19 protein-coding genes and 1 rRNA gene are annotated in these 23,600 nt (G+C 60.3%); 4 read left to right on the top strand and 16 right to left on the bottom strand.

The genetic code is table 11. The features are described 5' to 3' along the window. From MHJ63_RS04265 to MHJ63_RS04280, 4 genes are all read right to left on the bottom strand, one after another. A 16S ribosomal RNA gene (locus MHJ63_RS04265) occupies positions 1-102 on the bottom strand; the annotation flags it as partial. A 668-nt stretch (positions 103-770) separates the two neighbouring features. Continuing rightward, entirely contained in the window at positions 771-1,286 is a 516-nt protein-coding gene (locus tag MHJ63_RS04270) for a ferritin (RefSeq protein WP_035757376.1), read from the bottom strand. 124 nt (positions 1,287-1,410) lie between these two features. Next, positions 1,411-2,745, bottom strand: a complete 1,335-nt coding sequence (gene tyrS / locus MHJ63_RS04275; RefSeq protein WP_239446252.1) for a tyrosine--tRNA ligase — start codon at positions 2,743-2,745, stop codon at positions 1,411-1,413. A gap of 13 nt (positions 2,746-2,758) precedes the next feature. After that, positions 2,759-5,080, bottom strand: a complete 2,322-nt coding sequence (locus MHJ63_RS04280; protein ID WP_239446253.1) for a HelD family protein — start codon at positions 5,078-5,080, stop codon at positions 2,759-2,761. Positions 5,081-5,320: 240 nt separating this feature from the next. On the opposite strand from MHJ63_RS04280, the gene MHJ63_RS04285 reads away from it, so the two are divergent. Both MHJ63_RS04285 and MHJ63_RS04290 read left to right on the top strand, forming a co-directional pair. Then, entirely contained in the window at positions 5,321-6,232 is a 912-nt protein-coding gene (locus MHJ63_RS04285; protein ID WP_239446254.1) for a hypothetical protein, read from the top strand. A 269-nt stretch (positions 6,233-6,501) separates the two neighbouring features. After that, on the top strand, positions 6,502-7,416 hold the full coding sequence (locus MHJ63_RS04290) for a hypothetical protein (RefSeq protein ID WP_239446255.1): 915 nt from the start codon (positions 6,502-6,504) through the stop codon (positions 7,414-7,416). A gap of 110 nt (positions 7,417-7,526) precedes the next feature. On the opposite strand, the gene MHJ63_RS04295 is transcribed toward MHJ63_RS04290, so the two are convergent. Further along, positions 7,527-8,135, bottom strand: coding sequence for an adenine phosphoribosyltransferase (locus MHJ63_RS04295; protein ID WP_239446256.1), 609 nt, complete (start codon positions 8,133-8,135; stop codon positions 7,527-7,529). A gap of 43 nt (positions 8,136-8,178) precedes the next feature. Beyond that, positions 8,179-9,651 (bottom strand): argininosuccinate lyase, encoded by a 1,473-nt coding sequence (gene argH / locus MHJ63_RS04300; protein ID WP_070490743.1) that lies wholly within the window; start codon positions 9,649-9,651, stop codon positions 8,179-8,181. A gap of 122 nt (positions 9,652-9,773) precedes the next feature. Between argH and MHJ63_RS04305 the strand changes: the two genes are divergently transcribed. Further along, a complete protein-coding gene (locus tag MHJ63_RS04305; protein WP_218078873.1) occupies positions 9,774-10,307 on the top strand; it encodes an ankyrin repeat domain-containing protein in 534 nt (177 codons plus the stop codon). 42 nt (positions 10,308-10,349) lie between these two features. Here the strand turns inward: MHJ63_RS04305 and argR are convergent, their stop codons facing one another. The 6 genes from argR to argC form a co-directional block, all read right to left on the bottom strand. After that, complete coding sequence (gene argR / locus MHJ63_RS04310; RefSeq protein WP_083289385.1) at positions 10,350-10,955, bottom strand: arginine repressor; 606 nt, start codon at positions 10,953-10,955, stop codon at positions 10,350-10,352. Then, on the bottom strand, positions 10,952-11,923 hold the full coding sequence (gene argF, locus MHJ63_RS04315) for an ornithine carbamoyltransferase (RefSeq protein ID WP_070490742.1): 972 nt from the start codon (positions 11,921-11,923) through the stop codon (positions 10,952-10,954). The genes argR and argF overlap by 4 nt, the downstream gene beginning before the upstream one ends. Then, the gene (locus MHJ63_RS04320; protein WP_275435945.1) at positions 11,920-13,236 is read right to left on the bottom strand and encodes an acetylornithine transaminase; all 1,317 of its coding nucleotides are present in this window, start codon (positions 13,234-13,236) and stop codon (positions 11,920-11,922) included. Before MHJ63_RS04320 ends, argF begins: the two co-directional genes overlap by 4 nt. Positions 13,237-13,284: 48 nt before the next feature. Continuing rightward, positions 13,285-14,211: an acetylglutamate kinase gene (argB, locus tag MHJ63_RS04325; RefSeq protein ID WP_070490767.1), complete on the bottom strand. Its 927-nt coding sequence runs from the start codon at positions 14,209-14,211 to the stop codon at positions 13,285-13,287. A gap of 126 nt (positions 14,212-14,337) precedes the next feature. Then, positions 14,338-15,561 carry a bifunctional glutamate N-acetyltransferase/amino-acid acetyltransferase ArgJ gene (argJ, locus tag MHJ63_RS04330; RefSeq protein ID WP_083289384.1) on the bottom strand — a complete coding sequence of 408 codons (1,224 nt, stop codon included), beginning with the start codon at positions 15,559-15,561 and terminating at the stop codon, positions 14,338-14,340. Beyond that, on the bottom strand, positions 15,561-16,592 hold the full coding sequence (argC, locus tag MHJ63_RS04335; RefSeq protein ID WP_070490765.1) for an N-acetyl-gamma-glutamyl-phosphate reductase: 1,032 nt from the start codon (positions 16,590-16,592) through the stop codon (positions 15,561-15,563). The genes argJ and argC overlap by 1 nt, the downstream gene beginning before the upstream one ends. Before the next feature lie 155 nt (positions 16,593-16,747). Between argC and MHJ63_RS04340 the strand changes: the two genes are divergently transcribed. Further along, positions 16,748-17,713 carry a quinone oxidoreductase family protein gene (locus MHJ63_RS04340; RefSeq protein ID WP_070490740.1) on the top strand — a complete coding sequence of 322 codons (966 nt, stop codon included), beginning with the start codon at positions 16,748-16,750 and terminating at the stop codon, positions 17,711-17,713. A 113-nt stretch (positions 17,714-17,826) separates the two neighbouring features. On the opposite strand, the gene pheT is transcribed toward MHJ63_RS04340, so the two are convergent. The 4 genes from pheT to MHJ63_RS04360 form a co-directional block, all read right to left on the bottom strand. Continuing rightward, a complete protein-coding gene (pheT, locus tag MHJ63_RS04345; protein ID WP_239446257.1) occupies positions 17,827-20,373 on the bottom strand; it encodes a phenylalanine--tRNA ligase subunit beta in 2,547 nt (848 codons plus the stop codon). Between the two features lie 3 nt (positions 20,374-20,376). Next, positions 20,377-21,516, bottom strand: coding sequence for a phenylalanine--tRNA ligase subunit alpha (gene pheS, locus MHJ63_RS04350; protein WP_239446258.1), 1,140 nt, complete (start codon positions 21,514-21,516; stop codon positions 20,377-20,379). A gap of 42 nt (positions 21,517-21,558) precedes the next feature. After that, complete coding sequence (locus MHJ63_RS04355) at positions 21,559-22,380, bottom strand: hypothetical protein (protein WP_239446259.1); 822 nt, start codon at positions 22,378-22,380, stop codon at positions 21,559-21,561. Positions 22,381-22,603: 223 nt separating this feature from the next. Continuing rightward, the gene (locus MHJ63_RS04360; RefSeq protein ID WP_239446260.1) at positions 22,604-23,440 is read right to left on the bottom strand and encodes a hypothetical protein; all 837 of its coding nucleotides are present in this window, start codon (positions 23,438-23,440) and stop codon (positions 22,604-22,606) included. Positions 23,441-23,600 lie beyond the last annotated feature (160 nt).

The following is a 23,600-nucleotide window of genomic DNA, read 5'->3' on the forward strand; positions in this document are numbered from 1 at the left end:
CACTCATCCACCCAGTGCAAGCACCAGGCTTCAGCGTTCGACTTGCATGTGTTAAGCACGCCGCCAGCGTTCATCCTGAGCCAGGATCAAACTCTCCGCAAAAAACATAAAAACAGATGCTACAAAGCGGACAACCACACCCCACAAAAAAGGGCGCGATCACATCTAATCCAAGCAGAAACCCACACACCCTGACAGGGATCAAAGGCATGCAGGCAACCACCAAACAAAAAATATTTGGTATCAACAAACAAACTTGGCACACTATTGAGTTCTCAAACAACAAACACCCAAGACTCCACGCCCCACAAACCCCACACACAAACCATGCGAAGTAAGAAAGAAACCAGGACGCTTCGCTCAAGAGCGGATACTCACTCTACCACAAGCTTTCCAAGAAAACAAAACCAGGTAAACAACCCGGAAACCCTCTGCAAGAAAGCAACCATATGGCAGATATGAAACCCGAAACCCCACCAAACCAAAACCAGAAACAAACCTAGCCGGTAGATGAATCCCGAGTCATTGTCCACCAGACACGCCGGCAACCGGCACTCCATCCGTGTGGGCAACAGGAAAATACTCTACACACACCCACACCAAAACGCAAAACCACCCACACACCGCTCGCTTCGATCTCGAAAAATCCTTGAGTTTCCGGGCTTAAACGCCCTGGGTGGTCACCGGCTCACTGCCGGTGACCACCCAGGCGAGGAAAGCTAGGCCCTAGTTCTAAGCCCTAATTCAGCTAGATCGTTTCGATGTCGAAACTACTCGTCTTCAGTTCCGTCGCTCGTACGAGCTCCCAACGAAGTGTCGAGGCGCAACAGGCCCGATCCGTCGTTGCCCACCAGCTTGAGCTGGCCGATGATCTCGCTCACAGTGTCCTCTTCCTCAAGCTGCTCGTTGATGAACCAGTCCAGAAGAGGACGCGAATCGATATCGCCAGCGGCATCGGCGGCCCGGTACAGATCGCGGATAGCCTGCGAAACCTTCTTTTCGTGCTCGAGTGCGGCTGTGAAAAGCTCCAGCGGGGATGCGTTCTCCGCCACATCCGGTGCCGCGATAGCCCCGATCTTCGGGGCCCCGTCACGGGTCAAGAGATGGTTGATGAACTTATTGGCGTGCTCGATCTCTTCATCGGCCTGCGCGCGCAACCACTTCGCGAAACCCGTGAGGTCCTGCTTATCAGCCTCGATAGCGAGCTGGCGATACACCATGTTCGCTTCGAATTCGAGGGTGATCTGTTCGTTAACCTTGGCTTCAAAATCAGGTGTCAGTGTCATGGTCTCTACTCTACGCTCTTCCCCTCCCGGTTGGAAGGGTTCATCGCTACAGGTGAAACCGGAAGCGGCATCAGCCACATAGACCAAAGCCGCTCTAGCCCAAATCCACTTAGCCCAAATCCACTTAGACCAAACGAACCGCGGCGAGCGTTCGGCGTCCGCGACGCAGAATCAGGACGTCCTCCGCGCCGCTACCAGAACCCAAGCCCTCACCGGTTTCGAACGTCGCCTCAGGGTCAGTCACTTTGACGTTGTTCACGTTGATCGCGCCTTCACCCAGCGAACGGCGCGCTTCAGACTTCGACTTAGAGATGCCAGCGGCAACCAGAACATCAACGATATTCGAGCCACTTGCAGCCTCAGCGCCACCCAGCTCAGCAAACACAGCATCGACCGTGCCAGCATCCAACGCCGCAAGCTCACCGGAACCGAACAGGGCCTCGGAAGCATCGATCGCTGCTTGGGTTGCCTCCGGGCCGTGAACCAACGAAGTCACTTCCCATGCGAGGCGCTTCTGCGCTTCACGGCGGAACGGCTCGTCTTCAACCTTCTTCGCGTACTCTTCAATCTCCGCCCGATGCATGAACGTGAAGACCTTCAAACGGTCGATCACATCCGCATCCGAAGTGTTGAGCCAGAACTGATAGAACGTGTACGGCGAGCACATCTCGGCATCCAGCCAGATCGCGTTGCCTTCGGACTTACCGAACTTAGAGCCATCAGAGTTCGTGATGAGCGGGGTGCCGAACGCGTGGACAGACACACCCTCAACACGGCGGATCAGATCCGCGCCGGAGGTCAGGTTGCCCCACTGATCCGAGCCACCCGTCTGCAGAACACAGTCGTATTCGCGGTAGAGGTTCAGGTAGTCCATGCCCTGAAGGACTTGGTAGGAGAACTCGGTGTAAGAAATACCTTCATCCGAAGCCAGCCGCTTAGCAACGGTCTCTTTACGGATCATGGTTCCCACGCGGAAATACTTACCCACATCGCGCAAGAAGCTTAGTGCCGTGAGGTCCTTGGTCCAGTCGAGGTTGTTGACCATACGTGCGGCGTTATCGCCCTCGAAGGAAAGGAAACGCTCAATCTGGGAACGCAAACGCTTAACCCATTCCTGAACCGTCTCCGGGGTGTTCAAAACACGCTCGGCCGTCTGACGAGGGTCGCCGATCAAACCGGTCGAACCGCCCACAAGACCCAACGGCTTATGCCCCGCCAACTGCAGACGGCGTAGAACCAGGATCTGCACCAAGTTACCCAAGTGCAACGACGGGGCGGTCGGATCGAAGCCACAATAATACGTAATAGGCTCCCCTGCCAGCACCTTCTCCAGAGCCTCCTCATCGGTGGACACGTACATGAGGCCGCGCCACTTCAGCTCCTGGAAAATGTTGTCAAATGAGGGGTCGTTCGTTTGTCCCATTACGTCGGCTTTCTCCTTTTCGGTCACATTGGTCATGCTACCAACCGGACTATTGATCTTCAGTTTGTAACGCCTGATCTTCAGTTTGTAACGCCGCAGGCAGATCGCCCTCAGGGGCGATCACCACAAGGTCCTGCGTTGTGCGGGTCATCGCCACATACAGCCCTGCCGCGGTGTGATCTTCGGCCACGATCGCGTTGGGTTCCAGCACAACCACCGCATCGAACTCGAGGCCCTTGGCTTGATCCGTAGTCAACACCACGATGCGCTGGCCGGCCGCCGCATCGCCGGCACCAGTTCCCACCTGGGCATCAAACCGCTGCGATAAAGCCTCCATCGCGGCAGTCTGTTCAGCCTGCGGACAAATAACTGCGATGAGGCCCTGGCTTGTCTTGTCCATGAAGCGAGCCACGGCATCGCCGGCATGCGTGAGCACCTGCTCGGAGTCTGCGACTTCACGCACCATCGGGTCAGTGTCGGCATCGCGCACAGCCTGAGCCGCAGAAATCGGTAGGCCCTCAGCTCGTGCGAGCCTCTCTGCGAGCTCAACCACTTGCCGAGGCGTGCGATAGTTCACGCTGAGTTCCTCCAAGCGGTACCGCTTCCCCACATGCGGCTGCAGCGCATCCGCCCACGAGGAAGCCGAACCCACGGTCGTGGCCTGCGCAATATCGCCCACAATCGTGAAGGACTTCAGCGGTCCGCGCCGCATCAGAACCCGCCACTGCATCGCCGTGAGCTCTTGGGCCTCGTCCACAATCACGTGCCCGTAGGTCCATTCCCGGTCGCGCTCGGCCCGCTCGACCGCGCTCAAACCCGTAGCGCGGTGCTCGTTGAACTCAAGCAGCATTTTTTCATCGACCACACCGTCGACGCCGATCTCTTCAAGCTCCGCGTTGACGTTCTCAAGCGCTTTCTTCGCGTTCTCAACATCGCGTTCGCGTTGCAGTTTCTCAGCGCGCTGCGCACTCGAGGCTACCGGCAACGGACCCAACAGCTCCGCAGCCTCATCCAGCAAAGGAACATCCGCCTCCGTGAACGCAGCGCCCGGCTCCCGCAACAATGCCTCACGCGAGACAGACGAGAGCCGCGGTAGAACCGCATCCAGGATCTCTGGTTTGCTGAACAAGTCCCTCACCAACTGTTCAGGGGTCAGCGGCATCCAGCACAGATTCAAGGCAACACGCACATCGCGGCTGGCACGAACATCGCGCTCCAACGCCGCGGTTTCCTGCTCGGAGCCCTGCACACCATCGCTGTCAACAGCGGCTTGGTACAGCTCCAGGATCTCCGCGACCGCGTGGTCCACGAACACCTCACGGGCCTTATTGTGCGGCTGGCGGCTCGCACGGGCCGCGGCGAGCGCCCGCTTGATGGTCTTAGGTTTTAGCGTGACAGTGAGGCCTTCGATGGTGAGCTTGCGTTTACCTGGGATGGTGCGTTGACGTTGCGCCACCGCGCGTTTCATAACCTCGACCATGTGCAGGGAACCCTTGAGACGGGCCGCCTGCCGGTTGGTTTCCGGCACACCGTCAACGCCTGGGTAGAGGGTCGAGACAGTGGACATAACAACGCCGGTCTCGCCTAACGAGGGCAGCACGCGTTCGATATAAGACATGAACGTCTGCGATGGACCCACGATCAATACGCCCGCGCGGCCCAGGCGTTCACGCTGCTCATATAAGAGGTATGCGGCGCGATGCAGCGCGACGGCAGTCTTGCCGGTGCCAGGCCCGCCTTGCACGACCGTGACGCCACGCATCGGGGCGCGTATGATCCGGTCCTGTTCCGCTTGAATCGTGGCGACGATATCGCCCATCTTGCCCGTTCGAGGAGCGTTCAAGGCCGCGATGAGTGCCCCATCGGAATGTGAGGCACCCTCGGCGGTCGCGAGATCAGGGTCCAGCACATCGTCCTCAAACGCGGCCACCGTGCGCCCCTTGAGGCTCAAGTGGCGGCGGCGAGCAACCCCCAACGGTTCAAACGGGGTCGCCTGATAGAACGTCGCAGCCTCAGGGGCACGCCAGTCAATGAGCAACCGTTGCTGCTGCTCATCAGTCAAACCGATACGGCCGATATAACGGGCGCGCGCCTGTTCAATGACCGGTTCGCCCACGCGCCACTCAATGTCCTCGCTACGGTCGATGCGCCCGAAAACCAGACGATGCTCAACGGCTTCCAGCTGAGCGATCCGGTCCTCGTACAGGGCGGCAAAAGAGTCACGTTCTGAAGCGTTCTGAACGCTACCAATCGCGCCCGTGGCTTGAACCTTCTTCAGCTGTTCAACCTTCTGGGTGCGCAACTGATCAACCCGGGCATACAGTTGTGAAACATACTGTTGCTCCGTGCTGTCAGACCGTGGCTGTTGCACGCGATATCCCCCTACCTATAGAGCCTGCGCCTACCCGCAAAGTCCGCGCCCCGCTGTGGATGAGCGAATAAAATGCGCGACTGTCCATTCTACGCGCACGCACACATCATGCCCGCCTCGAGGCGCTTGTCCGCATGCCCTCACATACACTTGATAAGCAGTTCCAACGTGACAGAGATTTCCGATGTGGCGGAGAGTTCCAACGTGACAGAAAGTTCTGATGTGGCGGAAAGGTCTGAAGTGACAGAGTTTCGCACGCCACGACAGTTCACCGCACGATGTGTGGCTGCACTGCTTGTTATGAGTGTGCCGATGCTGGGTGTGCTGAACGGCTGCGCCGCGGCACACGAAGACGTGCCTGACGAGAAGCCCGCACACACGGAAGGCTCTGATAACCCGACTGAAGGTTCAGCTACGCCGGAATCGGCCCAAGCCAAAGCCTCAACATCGACGGCCCCCTCGGAGTCGAAGAAACCAGCTGCATCTTCGGCAAGCTCCACAACGGATGCAGAAGATGGCGAAGACGGTGTGCAGGCTCCGCAGATCGCTGACATTCGCTTCGACATCCTGAAAACGCTTGCCACGATGTCAACGTATAAAGCTGACGGAACCACGATGTTCAAAGGGCTCACGATCGACTTCGTGGGTGTCTTCCACCGCCAACCCGCCCACGCTATGGCGCTAGAAGGCCATGTGAGTGGCACCCGCGCGGACGGCCAAATGAACCTCATCCTCGACGATGAGACCATCTACCTCAAAGGCGACCGAGTTTTCTGGAGCAGCCTCGGTGCCGGAGGTGAAAACGGTCAAGACGAAAACGTCGACGACATCCTCGACCACTACGTGACGATGACGCCACAGGAAGCCGAGCTCAAGAACCTCGACCCCGTGAAACTGAGCGACCAAATGCTCTCAACCATCGACTGGGACTCGTTCACCGAGGAAGCAGAGAAGATCCAGCTCAACGGCCAGGACGTGTTCAAATACGTCGGCGCCGACGACGTAGTGCTCTACATCGATGTGGACTCCCACGCGTTAGTTGCCGTGGACACCCGCATCGACGGGCACATCATCCAGTTCAGCCGCTTCAACCAAACCGCCCTGATTCCACAGCCAAAGGAAGACGAAACAGTTCCCTGGTCCAATGACTAGCCAGCGTCCAATGACTAGCCAGCGTCCGGTGGTGAGCGGTCCTCACTGAGTGCGGCGCGCCTGTGTGGCTGACTCGCAGAAGATGTGCCTAGGCTGAGAATTTTGCGGCGGGGTTCGTTTATTTTTCATTTCTATTCAGCAACCCCGTAACGTTAGTCTACGAAACTGACGAAAACTCGTACTTGATACTCTTGTTTAGACGAGCACCCTCGATGCATCGCTCATTTGGCGGTTCATCCCACGGAACGAAAGGAACCGTGAGATCAACAATGATGAAGAATAAGCTCCGCGCAGGGCTTGCCGTTCTCTCCCTCTCCGCTCTCGCTCTGACAGCATGCGGCAACGACGGCAACGCGCCTGCTTCGAACAACGGTGAGGCTGGCCAGCAGCAGAACAACAACGCTCAGGGGCAGGCAAAGCCGTTCTCCGAAATCAGCGCTGATGTGAAGCAGCAGTTGCAGAACCTGAAGTCCTACAAGCTACAGGGCGAGTTCACTGCTTCCGACGGAAAGGTGCAGATTAGCTCGGTCCAAACCGTTGATCCGCAGGTCGCTGCAGACATGAAGATCAAGATGGATATGTCGCAGGGTGGCCAGCAAATCAAGGGTGGCTTCGACATGAAGCTCGTAGGCGAAAACATGTACATGAAGTTCGGCGACGACCTTCTAGACAACATTTTTGCCAGCGCAGGTGGTGAGGTGCCACCGCAAATACGCGAGACCTTCGACAAGATGCGCGGTAAATACATGACGATGCCGTTCTCTGAAACAGGCCAGTCAGCTCCAAACGCTTCAGACTTCACCAAGTTCGCTGAGTCGCTTGATATTTCCAAGGTCGAGGACCAAGGTGAGCCTGCAGAGATCAACGGCAAGAGCGCATTCAAATACAAGGGCACTGGAGAAGACGGTGAAACCTTGTTCTTTATCGACGCCGCTGACGGTAAAACCCTCCTCGCTGTTGAAGGTAGCGGCGAAGACATCATGTCGGAAAATCAGCTCAACACCGGCAACACGGGTTCCGGAGCCCCGATGCCAAAGGATCTGAAGGGCCGCGCTCGCATCAGCGACTTCAACCAGGAGTTCAAGATCGAGGCTCCATCCAAGGATGAGACCGTCGACATGAGCGAAATCATGCCTGGCGGAGCGGGAGGACCGGGCGCCTCGGGTAGCGGCTCGGATTCCTAATCCATAGGAAGATAGAAGGTGGCCCGGTCGTCGTACGACGACGACCGGGCCACCTTCTTTCGTGTGTCACCGAACCCGCTTCAGAGAGTTCGGCACCCGTGGGTTACGGTTCAGACGCGCTGCAGAGCGTGCACCTTCCACGGATCGAGTTTCTCTCGGCCACCCAAACCATCCAACTCTAAGACCACAGCAACACCAGCAACGGTGCCGCCGACCTGCTCAACCAATGAGGCCGCCGCAGCTGCGGTGCCGCCGGTGGCTAGCACATCGTCCACTAACAAGACCCGGCCGCCCTTAGGCAAAGCGTCACGGTGAACCTCAAGGGAGGCAGTGCCGTACTCCAGCTGATATTCCCGCGAATACACCTCACGCGGGAGCTTGCCGCCCTTACGCACCGTCATCAGGCCCACACCCGCGGCATACGCGACCGCGGACGCCAACAAGAACCCACGCGCTTCCAAACCAGCCACCGCATCGAACTGACCAGCGAACGGCTCAGCTAACGCATCCACTACCCGATGCAGCCCTTCAGCATCAGCGAAAACCGGGGTCAAATCACGGAACGTGATGCCAGGCTCGGGGTGGTCCGGGATGATCGCACACAAACGATCCAGCAGCTGCTCAATAGATTCCCCTACCGGTTCTTCCACCGGCTTGCGCGGCTGACTAGCCGCATCCCCCGCTTGCGTTCTCTCACGCATCTGCGCTGGCTGACTCATGACAGCATCCTTCGACATCAACAGGTGTACTCCTTGAAAAACTCTACGCACGCGGACCAAACGAATCGGAATGCAACGGCCCGTCAGCATACTGACGCACCTGATGCACCGACTTGATGAGGGCCTCCAACTGGCGTGCCACCGCATCCGGAGCCGTGCCACCCTGACCAGAACGAGCCTCGAGCGAGCCGCGCGTGGACAAGACCTCACGCATCTGCGGGGTCATCGCTTCCGATATACCGGCATAGTCTTCATCGGTGAGATCCCACAGCTCGCAATCCTTCGACTCGGCCAGAGACACCGCTTGCCCGGACAGCTCGTGAGCCACACGGAACGGGACACCCTGCTTGACCAGCCACTCGGCAATGTCAGTAGCCAGGGCGAAACCCTGCGGAGCCAGCTCAGCCATCCGCTCCGTATTGAAACGCAACGTAGCGATCATCCCGGAAACCGCAGGCAACAGAATCTCTAGGGTGTCCGCGGCATCGAAAACCGGTTCCTTATCTTCCTGCAGATCACGGTTATACGCGAGCGGAAGAGCCTTCAGTGTGGCCAACAACCCCGTCAGATCACCGATCAGGCGGCCTGTCTTACCGCGAGCTAGCTCAGCGATATCCGGGTTCTTCTTCTGCGGCATAATCGAGGAACCCGTCGAATAACGGTCATCCAAGAACGCGAAGTTCGCTTCCTTGGTCGCCCAGAAAATGATCTCCTCAGAGATCCGCGATAGATCCACCCCGATCATCGCGCACACCCACGCGAACTCTGCATACACATCACGCGAAGCCGTACCATCCAACGAGTTCCACGTAGCGGAGGCGAACCCTAGATCCGCGGCTACCCGGTTAGGGTCCAGCCCCAACGTGTTCCCCGCCAGTGCCCCAGAACCATACGCCGAAACATTAGCGCGCTCATCCCAGTCACGCAGACGCTCTACATCACGCAACAGAGCCCACGCGTGCGCCAACAGATGATGGCTCAACAAGATTGGCTGAGCATGCTGCAGATGCGTACGCCCCGGCATCGGCGCATACGGATGCGCTTGCGCCTGCTGAATCAACGCATCGATAACATCCACAACCCCGCGAGCAATCAAACGGGCGTGGTCACGCAAAAACATGCGGCCTTGCGTTGCGATCTGATCGTTACGCGAACGCCCCGCACGCAACTTCCCACCCAGTTCCGCGCCGGTACGCTCAATCAGGCCACGCTCGAGGGAACCGTGAACATCCTCATCGCTTAAAGCCGGCTGATACGCGCCCGAAACCACGTCCGCATCCAGCTTCTCAAGGCCAGTGAGCATGCCATCGAGCTCATCATCACTCAACAGGCCTGCGCGGTGCAGAACGTGCGCATGCGCCTTCGAACCGGCAATGTCATAGCGAGCCAAACGCCAATCGAAATGCGTTGACTTACTCAACGCGGCCATCGCATCCGACGGGCCATCAGCGAAACGACCACCCCACAACGACCCCTCATTCGTGCCGTGAGGCGCTGCGTTCTGTTCTGCCGTCATGTATTACTCCTTGAAAGGCCGGGTTGCGGGCGCAAAGCACCGCCGTCCATTCTATCTATGGCCACCCCGTCTATGACTGTTCAAAGACACGGAGCCATCCAGGCTTCGTTAAGATGTTGCCTATGAGTGGAACCCACGATGCACACCAAAACGACGCGCAGCCAGGCGATGCACAGCCCCTGCACCCGGCTGATCCGCGCCGCCGCTCCGGAACGGACTTCGAAGCAGCAATCGCCGCGCCACCACACGTTGGTGGCACCGGGCCGGCGTTGAGTGATGAACAGGTCGAGTTCCTCAACAAGCTCTTCGACATGGCCCGTGAGGGCGACATGTTGCTGGTCGAATACGTCAAGCAGGGTATTCCGGCTGAAATCCAGAACAGCCGCGGCGACACGTTTTTGATCCTTGCCGCCTATTCAGGCCAGAGCGAGCTCGCGCTCGCGCTCATCGACGAGGCCGGCGCCGAGGTCAACTACCTCAATCAGTCGAATCAGTCAGCCCTCACGTGCGCCGTGTTCCGCGGTGACGAGCCACTCGTGCGCGCGCTTCTGGAACGCGGCGCACGGCCCGATGCGGGAACACCCAACGCTATCGATGCCGCGAAAACCTTCGACCAAACAGCGCTACTACCGCTGTTGGAGGGCTCACCCGAGTAGTCGGCGAGCGCAAGCGGGCTAGCTATCAGGCTCCCGCCGCGTCTATATCGCGCCTGCGATCTCGAGGAATCGGCGGGCCACATCATCCCCGCCGTGCGGGTCACGCGTGATCACTAACACCGTATCGTCGCCTGCCACCGTCCCCAGAATCAGAGGGATAGCGGCGCGGTCGATCGCTTGCGCCAAGAAATTCGCGGCCCCTGGCGGGGTGTGGAGAACCGCCATGTTCGCGCTCGAATCAGCTGCGACCAGTAGTTGGGTGCACAGCTGAGCGAGCTTGCCACCCCACGCTTCCGGTTCCCCCGCAGCACTCGCGTGTGGGCGGCTCAACGCGGCGGGGTCCTCACCATCAGCCAACAAACGGTACACGTATCCCGTACCGTTGGCCCCACGCACGCGCACAGCGCCAACATCCAAAAGGTCGCGTGAGAGCGTTCCTTGTGAGACGTGGAAACCCTCGTCAGCAAGAATGTTGACCAGCTCGGCCTGCGAACCCACCGACGCGGTACTGAGGATCTCGCGGATACGCGCCTGCCGGGCTGTCTTGGTGGTCAACTGGGTTGGGGTCTTCAGCCCCGCCGCTGAGCTGTGTGCGGAGCCCGAGGAACTGTGTACGGAGCCCGCGGAGGAATGTGCCGTCTCGCTCATGCGGTTCCCTCCTGGTCTTTCGGCGTGTCCGCCGCCAGGCCGGATTCATCCAGCAAGAACGTCAAGAGAGCCTTCTGGGCGTGAAGACGGTTCTCTGCCTCATCGAACACCACCGACTGCGGCCCGTCGATCACCGACTCGGAGATCTCGAAACCGCGGTAGGCCGGCAAGCAGTGCAACACGATCGCGTCCGCGGCAGCGTGGCTCATCGCGGCATCATCGACCGCGTAGTCTGTGAACAGCTTGAGCCGCTGCTCTTTCTCATCTTCCTGCCCCATCGAGATCCAGGTGTCTGTGGCCACCACGTCGGCGTCTTTCAACGCTTCGACCGGATCAGTTGTCACCATTACGCTGCCGCCGGTTTCTTCCGTGCGTTTCTGCGCCTCCGCCACAACGTCCGCGGCCGGAAGATAGCCTTCAGGACCTGCGATCCGCACGTGCATACCCGCGGTCACGCACCCCAAAAGATACGAGTTCGCCATGTTGTTAGCGGCATCGCCAAGGTAGGCGATGCTCAAGCCGGCGGTTTTCCCTTTGTGTTCTCGGATGGTCAGCAGGTCAGCGAGGATCTGGCATGGATGGTAGTCATCGGTCAGGGAGTTCACGACCGGGATGCTCGCGTGCGCCGCGAACTCCTCGATGTCCGCGTGGGCGAACGTACGCCACACAACGGCAGCAACCATGCGGGAGAAAACCTTCGCCGAATCCTCAATGGTTTCCTTATGCCCCATCTGTGCCTCACCCGGGTTGATGATAAGCGCGTGCCCGCCCAAGTCAGCGACCCCGGTCGCGAACGAGAGCCGCGTACGGGTTGAGGTCTTATCGAAAATCACGGCGACAGTCTGCGGGCCCGCCAACGGAGAACGAGACCACCGCTGAGCTTTCAGGCGCTCAGCCATATCCAGAACCCGGTTCTGTTCCTGAGGGCTCAGGTCTGTGTCTTTCAAGAAGTGACGTACCGAACTCATGCTTGCTGGCCTTCTTTCTGGGTATCGTCCTCACCTGTGCCTTCTTGTTCGCGCGCTTTCGCGGCTTCAGCGTGAAACTGTGCTTCAGCGTGAATCTGCGGGAACGCCTCAAGGAATGTCTGTAGCTCATCGCGGGAGATGTTCAGCGGCGGAGCCAAGCGGACCGTCGATGGTCCGGTTGCGTTGATGATGAAACCGGCATCAAGCCCGACGCGGACCATGTGGGGTGCGATCCCCTCGCCCACCTCGACACCGAGCAGCAAACCCTTACCGTGAACAGACTCCACCTCAGGTAGCTGCCCAAGTTGTTCGGCAAGCCATGCACCCGTTTCTTTGACATGGGCCAGGATCCCTTCAGACTCCAGAGCCTCCAGGACCGCGAGCCCCGCCGCGGTAGCGACCGGGTTACCGCCAAAGGTCGTCCCGTGCTGGCCTGCGCTCAAACGCTTCGAATTCTCTTCACCGAACGTGACCAAAGCACCCAACGGCATACCGCCACCGAGGCCCTTAGCCAACGTCATCGCATCCGGAGTGACGCGCGATAGCGAAGCAAACCACTCGCCTGTGCGAGCAATACCGGTCTGCACCTCATCGACGATCATCAACGCCCCGTGCTCACGGGTCAGTCTACGGACCTCCTCAAGATAGCCCTCGGGAAGCTCACGCACCCCGGCCTCACCCTGAATCGGTTCAACAATCACGGCCTGAACCGTCTCATCCACCGCCTCTGTGAGCGCATCAACATCACCCGGCTCAATCCACTCAACGCCCGGTACCAGCGGCTCAAACGGAGCACGGTAGGCCGGCTTCCACGTCATAGACAACGCACCCATCGTGCGGCCGTGGAAACCCTGCTTCAAAGCCACGATGCGGGTCCGCGGCTTCTCATCAGTGCCGGCATTGCGGCGGGCCAGCTTGAACGCCGCCTCATTGGATTCAGTACCCGAATTAGTGAAAAACACGGCAGATCCGGAAGGCGCTTGGGCCAATTTCAAAATCTTCTCGGCCAGCGCCACCTGCGCAGGAGATGTGAAGAAGTTGGAGACATGCCCCAACGCGGAGATCTGCTCAGACACGGCACGCACCACATCAGGGTGCCCATGCCCCAAAGCGTTGACTGCGATACCGGCCAACAAATCCAAGTACTGTTTACCGTCGGCATCCCACACATACGAGCCCCGCCCACGCACCAGAGGGCGCTGCGGCCTGCCGAACACACCCATGAGGCTTTCCTTGTAGCGTCCCAAAAGGCTCTCATTGGTCTCGCCCGTCTCCGAAGCCGCGCTATGGGAGCCGCTCGCCTCCTGAGCCAGCGCCAACGCTGACTGCGCTACCGCATCGTAATCTTCAACACTCACGTTTCAGCCCTCCTCACCGTTCGGAACCACCTGCGTACCAACGCCAGCGGACGTGAAAATCTCCAACATCATGCTGTGCGGTTTCCGCCCATCCACGATGTGCGCGCGAGACACCCCAGCCTCGATCGCCGCCAAACACGCTGTCATCTTAGGGATCATCCCCGACTCCAGCGAAGGCAACAGTTCAACCAACTCGCTGACGGTCAGCGAAGAAATCAGCGAATCCTTATCCGGCCAATTCGCGTATAGCCCCTCAACATCCGTGAGGATCACGAGCTTGGAGGCACCCAACGCGCCAGCAAGAGCCGCGGCGGCCGTATCGGCATTCACATTGAGGACCTCGCCCGTTGGCTGGCCCCACACATCGATCTCCGGGGCGACCGTTGAGATCACAGGGATACGGCCAGCATCGATCAGGTCCTCGACAGCGCTCGGATCAACACCGGTCACCTCCCCCACAAGCCCCAAATCGACCTCGTGACCATCAACCACCGTGCCGCGACGGCTGGCACGCAGCAACTGACCGTCCTCGCCCGAAAGCCCCACGGCATACCGTCCATGCGAGTTGATCAAACCCACCAGCTCGCGGCCCACCTGCCCCGTCAAGACCATCCGCACAATATCCATGGTCTCCGAGGTCGTGACCCGCAGGCCGCCACGGAATTCAGACTCGACACCCAGACGGTCCAGCATCGCGTTGATCTGCGGCCCACCCCCATGAACCACGACCGGATGAACACCCATGTGATGCAGAAACACGATGTCTTGAGCGAACGCTTCCCGCAACTGGTCATTGATCATCGCGTTGCCGCCATACTTGATGACCATGCGCGTTCCAGCGAAACGCTGAATCCACGGCAGAGCCTCAACCAGCGCCTCCGCTTTGCGGGCGGCGAGCGCGAGCCGTTCCGCTTGGGAACGCTGATTGATCGGTGTCTTGATCGACGACGTCTGCGGTGCCGGGTTCTGTTGGGCTGGGTCTTGTGGGCCGGGGTCTGGGGTGCTCACGAGGTTTCCTTATCGGTTGAGGTGGCGGTAGCGACGGGTGCGGTGAGCTTAGGTTGAGTAGGCGGAGTTTTCTTCGACGTAGTCGTGGGTGAGGTCGTTGGTCCAGATCGTCGCTGTTGCCTCACCTGCGTGCAGGTCGATTTCGACGTGCACGTCGCGTTGGGCTGATAGGTCCACGAGCTCGCGGGAGTCCCCTACCCCGCCGTTGCGGGCAACCCAGACGCCGTTCATGGCCACGCTGAGGTTCTCGGGTTCGAAGGCGGCTTGTGTGGTGCCGACCTCGGAGACCACGCGGCCCCAGTTCGGGTCGTTGCCGAAGATCGCGGTCTTGAAGAGGTTGGAGCGCGCCACCGCGCGGGAGACTTCGAGTGCATCGGCCTCGGAGGCTGCGTTGATGGTTGTGACGGCGATGTCGTGGCTTGCACCTTCCGCGTCGCTGAGCAGCTGGCGTGCAAGGTCTACGCAGAGGGAGGCGAGCAACTGCTCGAATTCCTCATCCGCCTTGACACCGGATGCGCCTGAGCTCATGATCAGCACGGTGTCATTCGTGGACATGCAACCATCCGAGTCAGCCCGGTTGAAGGACACTTCGACAGCTTGCTGCAGTGCGGCTTCAAGCCTGTGCTGCTCGATCACCGCATCGGTTGTGATGCACACGAGCATCGTCGCGAGTCCCGGCGCCAACATCCCGGCGCCCTTGGCCATCCCGCCGATCGTGTAGCCGGCCTCGGCACTCACCTGAGCCTGCTTGGCGACGGTGTCGGTGGTCATGATCGCGTGGGCCGCATCCGCCCCACCATCAACCGATAGCTGCTTGAACGCGTCATCCGTGCCGGCTAACAAGGTATCCATCGGGAGCAGGACACCGATCATGCCGGTGGAGGCGACCTGAACCTGGTCAGGCTCACAACCCAACAGGTCCGAGACGTGCTGACGGGTAGCCAACGCATCCGCGAGCCCCTGCTGACCAGTGCACGCGTTCGCGCCACCCGAGTTCAAAACCATCGCGTGCGCAGAACGGTTGCGTTCCAGCGCGGCACGCGAAACACGCACCGGGGCCGCGCACACGCGGTTAGTCGTGAACACGCCCGCGGCTACATAGTCCGGGCCGTCATTGACAACCAACGCAACATCTGGCTTACCTGAAGGCTTCAAACCTGCGGTGACGCCCGAGGCCCGGAAACCCTTCGCGGCCGTCACGCCCGCGAGCTCGCGGGCGGCATCTGCTGAGGTGTATTCCGGAAGCGGTTCAACGCTGACATGTTTGCTCATTACGGAGCCATACCTTCCTGCTGCAAACCAGCATGTTCTTCCAAGCCGAGCGCAAGGTTCATCGACTGAACCGCACCCCCTGCGGTCCCCTTGGTCAGGTTGTCCACCACCGCGGTCACGATGACGCGGCCGGCGTGCGCATCGAAGGCCAGCTGCATCTCAACATGGTTCGAGCCTGCAACGTTTTTGGTGTGCGGCCACTGACCTTCAGGCAGAACATGCACAAACCGCTCGTTTTGATACATGTTCACCCAGGCCTCACGCAGTTGCTCTGCGCTCACGCCGGGCTTGACGCGGGCGGTGGCCGTGGTGAGGATTCCACGCGGCATTGGGGCCAGCGTTGGTGTGAAAGAAATCTGGACAGGTTCACCGGCTAACGCGCTCAGGCCTTGTTCGATCTCCGGGGTGTGCCGATGCATCCCACCGACGCCGTACGGGCTCATCCCGCCCATCGTCTCCGCACCCAGCAGATGCGGTTTGAGGGACTTGCCGGCTCCTGAGGTGCCGGAGGCCGCAACAATGACAACATCCTGCGGTTCTAGGAGCCCCGCCGCCATCCCCGGGGCGAGTGCCAGCTGCGCTGAGGTCGGATAGCAGCCAGGTACCGCGATGCGCTTGGTGCCGCGAAGCCTCTCGCGGTGACCCGGTAGCTCAGGCAGGCCATACGGCCACGAGCCAGCATGTTCACTTCCATAGAACTTCTCCCAGGCAACTGGGTCTTCGAGGCGGTGATCCGCTGCCGCATCGATCACCAACACGTCCTCGCCAAGCTGCTCAGCGATCTCGGCGGAAGCTCCGTGCGGCAACGCTAGGAACACCACATCGTGACCTGCGAGGGTTTCAGCGTTCGTGGGTTCAACCACCCTCTCTACCAACGAACGCAAGTGCGGCTGCGAAACACCCAACCGCTCCCCTGCGCTCGAATGCGCCGTGACTGCGCCAATGCTGACATGTGGATGTTGGGTGAGCAGGCGCAAAACCTCGCCGCCGGCGTAACCTGTGGCTCCAGAAACCGCTACCGAATACGTCATAAGCACATGATACGCCGCCATATTCACTCCAACGAATAGTTATGCAATGATGACGGGCCGGGAATGATCCCTACCTCCACCCCGCTATAAACGTTGAGCTCAGCGCGATCCGAGCGCGACGAACACGAACCGAAGAATATGCAAAGGAGGCCAGCATGGCCCGCGCGATCCAGATGACACACACCGGAGGCCCCGAGGTCCTCGCCCTCACCGACATCGAGGTTCCCGAGCCAGGCGAAAACCAGGTTCTGATCAAGGTCGCTGCCGCAGGCGTGAACTTCATCGAGACGTATCAGCGTAGCGGCGTCTATTCCGTGGATCTGCCGTTCATTCCCGGCAGCGAGGGTGCTGGTACCGTGGCCGCGATAGGGCCGGGTGTGACTAACTTCTCGGTTGGGGATGCTGTCGCGACCGCAGGTGGGCGCGGGTCTTATTCCGAATACATGCTCGTTGAGGAGAGCAAGCTCGCGCGCATCCCGGACGGGCTCGACCTCACGACCGCGGCAGCGTTACCGTTGCAGGGCTTCACGAGCCACTACCTCATCAACTCGACCTATAACGTCCAAGAGGGCGATATGGTTCTCACGACCGCTGGCGCCGGCGGTGTGGGTGGGCTCATGACGCAGATGCTCAAAGCCAAGGGCGCGACCGTGATCACCACAACCTCTAGTGACGAGAAAGCCGCGATCGCGAAATCCAAGGGCGCGGACTACGTACTCAAATACGATGAAGTGCCTCAGAAGGTCCTGGAGGTTACCGATGGCCGCGGCGTGGATGTCGCCTACGACGGCGTCGGGAAAGACACGTTTGACAACTCACTGGCAAGCCTGCGGACCCGCGGGATGCTCGTGCTCTTCGGAGGCGCATCCGGACAGGTTCCTCCCTTCGACTTACAACGTCTGAACGCCCAAGGCTCGATCAGCGTTTGCCGCCCGTCACTGGCTCACTACTGCCTCACCGTCGAAGAGCTCCAGTGGCGGGCCAACGATGTATTCGGGATGCTCGCCGACGGTGAACTCGAGGTCAGCATCGGAGGCACCTACGACCTCGCCGACGCCGCCCAAGCCCACGCCGACCTCGAAAGCGGCAAGACAACCGGCAAACTCGTGCTCACCATCTAATCCAACGCAAACGTACTGATCCAATACAGACATGTGAGGGGCGATGCCACACGGCACCGCCCCTCAGCTCTGTTCGCTGCATTAGCTGCTTACTTCACTAGCCGTTCGCCACGCTAACCGCGCAGTTGGGCCCCGTATTTCTCGGCCGCCAGCTGCACTGCCGCTTGGCGGGCTTCGGAGGCCTCGTCGGCTGTCAGCGTCCTGTCAGCGGAGCGGAAACGCATACCGAACGCGAGCGACTTCTGGCCTTCTTCGATACCCTTGCCGCGGTAGTCATCGAACAGTTCGATGTGCTCCAGCAGCTCGCCGGCACCCTCACGCAACGTCTCGAGGACATCGGCGGCAGGGATATCCGCCGCCAACGTCAACGCAACATCCTGCGTAGCGGCAGGGAACGTCGTGAGCGGCTCAGCGATCACGGCTTCCGGCATCCGGTTGATCAACGCCTCAGCATCCAGCTCCATCGCGACCATGCGCTCCGGCAGGTCCTGGGAGGCCAGCCAGTCAGGGTGAAGTTCCCCGGCCCAGCCCACGAGCTGTCCTTCCTTCGTCTCAAGACGCGCGGCACGGCCAGGGTGGAACGAGTGGTGGCTGCCCTGGCGGACCACGAGCTCAACACCCAACGTGTCAGCGACGAGGCGCGCGGCATCGATCGCATCGGCCCAGTCCCACGCGCGTTCGGTCTCGCCGAGAACCGCGCGGGAGGCCTTACCGACCATGACAGAGGCGATGCGCCACGGCTGAAGCGGGACGGTCGCGTTCAGCTCCGCGAGCACATCCGCCGATGGGCGCTCCCCGCCCGCAGGCAACTCGACCGGGCCCTGCTTCTCGGCTGGCAAGAACACAAGCCCGCCCTCGAACAGTGCGAGGTCACGGAACCCGCGGCCGTTGTTGCGGCGCGCGATCTCAATGAGCCCCGGCAGAAGCGATAAACGCATCCACCCGTATTCGGAAGACACCGGGTTAGCGAGGCGCACTGCCTCAACCTCGGCATCGGCCTCAGCCGAACCGAACGCAGCGTTCTGTGCATGCGACACGAACGGGTACGCAAGCACCTCGGTCATCCCGGCGCCGGCGAGCGCATCGCTGATGCGGCGGCGGCTGCGTTGAGCCACGGTCAGCCCGCGGCCTGGCGGTGGAACCGGGATCGCGGAAGGGATGTTCTCGTAGCCGACCACGCGAGCGATCTCTTCGACGACGTCGTCGGCGATGGTCATGTCCGGGCGCCACAGCGGGACGGTGACGTCCCAGCCGTCATCGGTGCGGTTGAGTTCGCAGCCCACGCCTTCGAGCGCGGATGCGACCTGTTCCTCGGTGTATTCGATGCCGACGCGCTCAGCCGGGTAGTGAGCCGGAACGTGGATGAGCGTTGGCTCTGGGCGTTCGCCCACATCGGAGCCTGTGCCGGTGTCGCGGCCACCCGCGAGCTCAACCAGCAGGTCCACGACGCGCTGGGCGGCCACGGAGGCCATGTCCCAGTCCACGCCGCGCTCGTTGCGCTTAGCGGCCTCGGACGGCAGCTTGTGGCGGCGACGGCTGCGACCCGTGCTGACGGGGTCGAAGTTCGCTGCCTCAATCACGATCGTGCGGGTCTCATCCGAGACCTCGGTGGAGGCGCCACCCATGACGCCGGCGATGCCGATCGCCCCGGATTCGTCCGCGATCACGAGGTCCTCAGGGTTGAGTTCGCGTTCCTTCTCATCCAGCGTCACGAGCTTCTCGCCTGCCTCGGCGCGGCGCACTGTGATGCCGCCGGTGAGCTTATCGCGGTCGTAGCAGTGGGTCGGCTGCCCGAGCTCCCACATGACGTAGTTGGATATGTCCACCGGAAGCGAGACCGGACGCATGCCCGCAAGGCGCAAACGCTCAGCCATCCAGCTTGGGGTGGTCGCTTCCGGGTCGATGTCGGTGACGACGCGGGTCACGAAGCGCGTGCAGCCCTGGACGCCGCGGATCGGCGCTTGATCCTCGATGCGGGTCTCAACTTCGGCCTCGGTCGGCGCGGCCACGGTGACCTTGGATGCCGGGTCGGTGAACGATGTGCCGGTGGCCAACGCGTATTCGCGGGCTACGCCGCGGATCGAGAAGCAGTAGCCGCGGTCCGGGGTCACGTTGATTTCAGCGGCTTCATCCGTGAAGCCGAGCAACGGGAGCGCGTCCTGGCCGATCTCCGGGTCCAGGCCGAGGTCGGAGAACACGAGGATGCCATCGTGGTCATCGCCCAAGCCGAGCTCGCGCGCCGAAGCCATCATGCCGGCCGAAACGTGGCCGTAGGTCTTGCGCGGGCTGATGCGGAAGTCTCCCGGCAACACAGCGCCAGGCAAGGTCACGACGACCTTGTCCCCCACATCGAAATTGTGGGCGCCACACACGATCCCCTGAACACCGGACGGATCGATGCCTTCGCCCGTCAACGTCTGCTCCTGACCTTCCGGCACAACACGCACCGAGCACCAGTTAATCGTCTTACCGTTCTTCTGTTCCTCCGGTTCACGGCTGAGTACCTGGCCAACCACGATCGGGCCGGTCAGCTCATCGAGGGGACGGTGAACGGCCTCTTCCTCAAGGCCAACACGGACCACATCGTTCATCAGATCTTCCGCGCGAGCACCCTCAGGCAGTTCGGTGAACTCACGCAACCAAGAAAGTGGAATACGCATTGCTTAGATCTCCATCCCGAAGTGCTGGCTGAAGCGGATATCGCCCTCGATCATGTCGTGCATGTCAGGGACCATGTTGCGGAACATCAGGGTGCGTTCAACACCCATACCGAACGCGAACCCCGAGTACACGTCCGGGTCGATGCCGCCGGAACGCAGAACGTTCGGGTGCACCATGCCGCAGCCGCCCCATTCGATCCACTGCGGGCCGCCCTTAGCGTTCGGATGCCAAATGTCCAGCTCAGCGGATGGCTCCGTGAACGGGAAGTAGGACGGACGCAAGCGGATCTTCGCTTCCACGCCGAACATCTGGCGAGCGAAGTGCTCGAGCGTGCCTTTGAGGTCCGCCATCGTGAGCCCCTTGTCCACCGCGAGGCCCTCGAACTGATGGAAAACCGGGGTGTGGGTCGCATCCAGCTCATCGGTGCGGAACGTGCGGCCCGGGCACAGAACATAGATCGGGACCTCGCGGTCCAGCATCGAACGCACCTGAACCGGCGAGGTGTGGGTGCGCAAAACCAGGTGCTGGGACGGCGGATCCACGAAGAACGTGTCCTGCATTTCGCGTGCCGGGTGGTCCTGGTCAAAGTTCAGCGCATCGAAGTTGTACCACTCGGATTCAACCTCGGGACCCTCGGCGATCTCCCATCCCATGCCGACGAACACGTCCGAAACGCGCTCCTGCAGAAGCGAGAGCGGGTGGCGTGCGCCTAAGACGGTGCGGCGCGGCTGAGCCGTGACATCCACGGTCTCTTCACGCAAGCGACGGGCCGCACGCTCCGCCTCGAGAACCTCGGTGCGTGCCGCCAACGCCTTGTTGATGCGGCCCTTGGCGCCACCGAGCAGCTTGCCGGCGGTTGCCTTGTCCTTATTTTCAAGCTTGCCGATGCCGCGGTTAGCAAGCGTGATCGGCGCTTTGTCACCCAGGTGAGCCAGGCGTGCGGCTTTCAGCTCGTCAAGATCGCCTGCCTTCTCGAACGCCGTCAACGCGGCTGCAACCACGGCCTCAACTGCCGCTTCATCAGTCGGGTGCGGAACCGGAGGAACCTCTGCCGTTGCCTGCGCTGGTTTTTCTTGCGCCGTGTTTTCTAGCACCGTGTTTTCTTGCGCTGGAGGCTCTGGCACAGCAGTTTCTTTCTCCATGGATGTCACTCAGTCCTATCTATATGAAAGCAACGGTGGCGCTTACGCGTTCCCCTCAGCAGCATCGGTGCCCGCGGTGTTTGGCTTCGCGGTATTTGACGACTTAGACGTCTTCTTGCTTGGAATGACGGCCAGAGCAACCATCAGAGCGGCCGCGATGACACCGAGCACGAAGATCACAACTGAGAGCCAGATCGGTGTCTGATCAACCGTGGTTGCGGGACGGGTTTCAGCGGTGAGAAACTCCGGAGCCTCATTCGCCTTGACAGCTTCTTCAAGGTTCTCGGTAGTCCATGTGGCAGTGTTGCCGCTAATCTGGCCACCGGTATTCGCCTCAGTGATCGCCGCTGGCAGAGTCACGTTGAGCTCTGCAACGGTGCCCTGCTGCTGGTTGCCGGCAATAACCATCGGATACACCTGCGCGACATATGTTCCATCACTGGTGTACTCGGCCTGAACCGCGACGAGATCGGTGACCTCTTGCATTGTGAGGTCTTCTGCGATCAGGTGCGCGTCCTGCTCCGATTTCTCGACGACCTTCAGTTTCTTCTCATCAATGCCGACCCGTGAAGCCAGCACCTGCTTGACCCCCTCAAGCTGGGCTTTAGCCGAGAACTTATCGTCCCCGCCCGTCTTGCGCTGTTCCTGCAGCATCTTTTCGGTCAGCTCAAGCTGCACATTTACACTCCCCTCGAGCTTGTCCGGAGTCCGGCCGTCGGCCTCGAGCTCGACATCGTACGTGAATTTATTCACCTCAGGCTTTGCATTCGATGCGCCATCACCTCCGGCAGAGCAACCAGTCAGTACCATAGCGCCGGCGAAAAGTGCCGCGGTCATTGCACGGAAAGATTTGGTGAACTTCATAATCTCCTACTTTGTTCGACGGCTGAGGCTGGACACTGCGTGGCTAGGCGCTTCAAGGCCACAGCCAGGCAGCTCCATAGGGGACGGCCATATATAGCTTAATTGGTGCCGCCATGTTTATAGAAAGCACATTGCGGCAAGTCCCCCGCCACTGCTTCAAGAGAAGGTGCCGCGAACGGGAGTAGGACGGATGGAAACGGGCGCAAACGGGTCACGTCCTCGCTTATGCGTTGCCCTCAGCGGCATCGGCCCCGGTGTCCGCTCCGGTGTCCGGCTTCGATGCTTTCTTTCTTGGAGTGACGGCCAGAGCAACCATCAGAGCGGCCGCGATGACACCGAGCACGAAGATCACAGCTGAGAGCCAGATCGGTGTCTGATCAACCGTGGTTGCGGGACGGGTTTCAGCGGTGAGCGTTTTCCCGTCGGCTTCGTTCATCATCGGTTGAATCTCGACGCCCTCCATTGCCTCGGCGAAGTTATCGCTCGACCACGTCACCGTGTTCCCGTTGACTCTCCCGCTAACGTTCGCTTCCGCGATCGGCTCCGGCACGGTAACGCTCACCTCTGTCGTAAGGTTAAGTTCCTCTTCCGGAGCCACAAGCATTGGACGAATCTCCACGAGGTATGTTCCCTTATCGGTATAGGTAACCTTGGCCCTGAACATGTCGTAGAGCCCATCCATCGAGAGCCCGTCTACCTCAATGAGGGCCACATTATGAGACTCGCCGATGAGACGGACCTGATCTTCTCTCACACCGAGGTCCTCAGGCCAGGTTTTCACGTCATCTTCAAGCGTGCGTTTAGTGTCCGGATTGTCTACGCCATGCTCCTTACCCAGTTCCTCGAGGAGCTCATCCGTGAACTCGGTCTTCGACCTAACATTCGCGATAAGGGGTCCATCCACACCGTCTGGAGCTTCGATTTGGATGTTCTCCGTGTACTTATTAGCGGTCGGCTTCTCCTGCGTTTTCTCAGCACCCCCTGTAGAGCAGCCGGTCAACGCTAAAGAACCAGCGAAAAGTACCGCGGTCACTGCACGGAAAGACTTGGTGAACCTCATGATCTCCTACCTCAATCGGTGGCCACGGCGGAACGTTGCAGAGATAGATAACTCTGCGCCAACAACCTGAAACGGCCCTAGGGGGGGGAAGGCTTATAGCCTCGTTGATGCCTTCATGTTTGCAGAAAGCCCCTTCATGTTTGCAGAAAACACAGAGCAG

Origin of the sequence: Pseudoglutamicibacter albus (genome assembly GCF_022346425.1) — a bacterium.
GTDB lineage: Bacteria > Actinomycetota > Actinomycetes > Actinomycetales > Micrococcaceae > Pseudoglutamicibacter > Pseudoglutamicibacter albus.

Bases quoted from the DNA above. Each gene is read 5' to 3' on its own strand.
- MHJ63_RS04270 (WP_035757376.1), bottom strand. From the start codon at position 1,286: ATGACACTGACACCTGATTTTGAAGCCAAGGTTAACGAACAGATCACC.
- tyrS (WP_239446252.1), bottom strand. From the start codon at position 2,745: ATGACCAATGTGACCGAAAAGGAGAAAGCCGACGTAATGGGACAAACG.
- MHJ63_RS04290 (WP_239446255.1), top strand. From the start codon at position 6,502: ATGATGAAGAATAAGCTCCGCGCAGGGCTTGCCGTTCTCTCCCTCTCC.
- MHJ63_RS04295 (WP_239446256.1), bottom strand. From the start codon at position 8,135: ATGAGTCAGCCAGCGCAGATGCGTGAGAGAACGCAAGCGGGGGATGCG.
- argH (WP_070490743.1), bottom strand. From the start codon at position 9,651: ATGACGGCAGAACAGAACGCAGCGCCTCACGGCACGAATGAGGGGTCG.
- MHJ63_RS04305 (WP_218078873.1), top strand. From the start codon at position 9,774: ATGAGTGGAACCCACGATGCACACCAAAACGACGCGCAGCCAGGCGAT.
- argR (WP_083289385.1), bottom strand. From the start codon at position 10,955: ATGAGCGAGACGGCACATTCCTCCGCGGGCTCCGTACACAGTTCCTCG.
- argF (WP_070490742.1), bottom strand. From the start codon at position 11,923: ATGAGTTCGGTACGTCACTTCTTGAAAGACACAGACCTGAGCCCTCAG.
- argJ (WP_083289384.1), bottom strand. From the start codon at position 15,561: ATGAGCAAACATGTCAGCGTTGAACCGCTTCCGGAATACACCTCAGCA.
- argC (WP_070490765.1), bottom strand. From the start codon at position 16,592: ATGACGTATTCGGTAGCGGTTTCTGGAGCCACAGGTTACGCCGGCGGC.
- MHJ63_RS04340 (WP_070490740.1), top strand. From the start codon at position 16,748: ATGGCCCGCGCGATCCAGATGACACACACCGGAGGCCCCGAGGTCCTC.
- pheT (WP_239446257.1), bottom strand. From the start codon at position 20,373: ATGCGTATTCCACTTTCTTGGTTGCGTGAGTTCACCGAACTGCCTGAG.
- pheS (WP_239446258.1), bottom strand. From the start codon at position 21,516: ATGGAGAAAGAAACTGCTGTGCCAGAGCCTCCAGCGCAAGAAAACACG.
- MHJ63_RS04355 (WP_239446259.1), bottom strand. From the start codon at position 22,380: ATGAAGTTCACCAAATCTTTCCGTGCAATGACCGCGGCACTTTTCGCC.
- MHJ63_RS04360 (WP_239446260.1), bottom strand. From the start codon at position 23,440: ATGAGGTTCACCAAGTCTTTCCGTGCAGTGACCGCGGTACTTTTCGCT.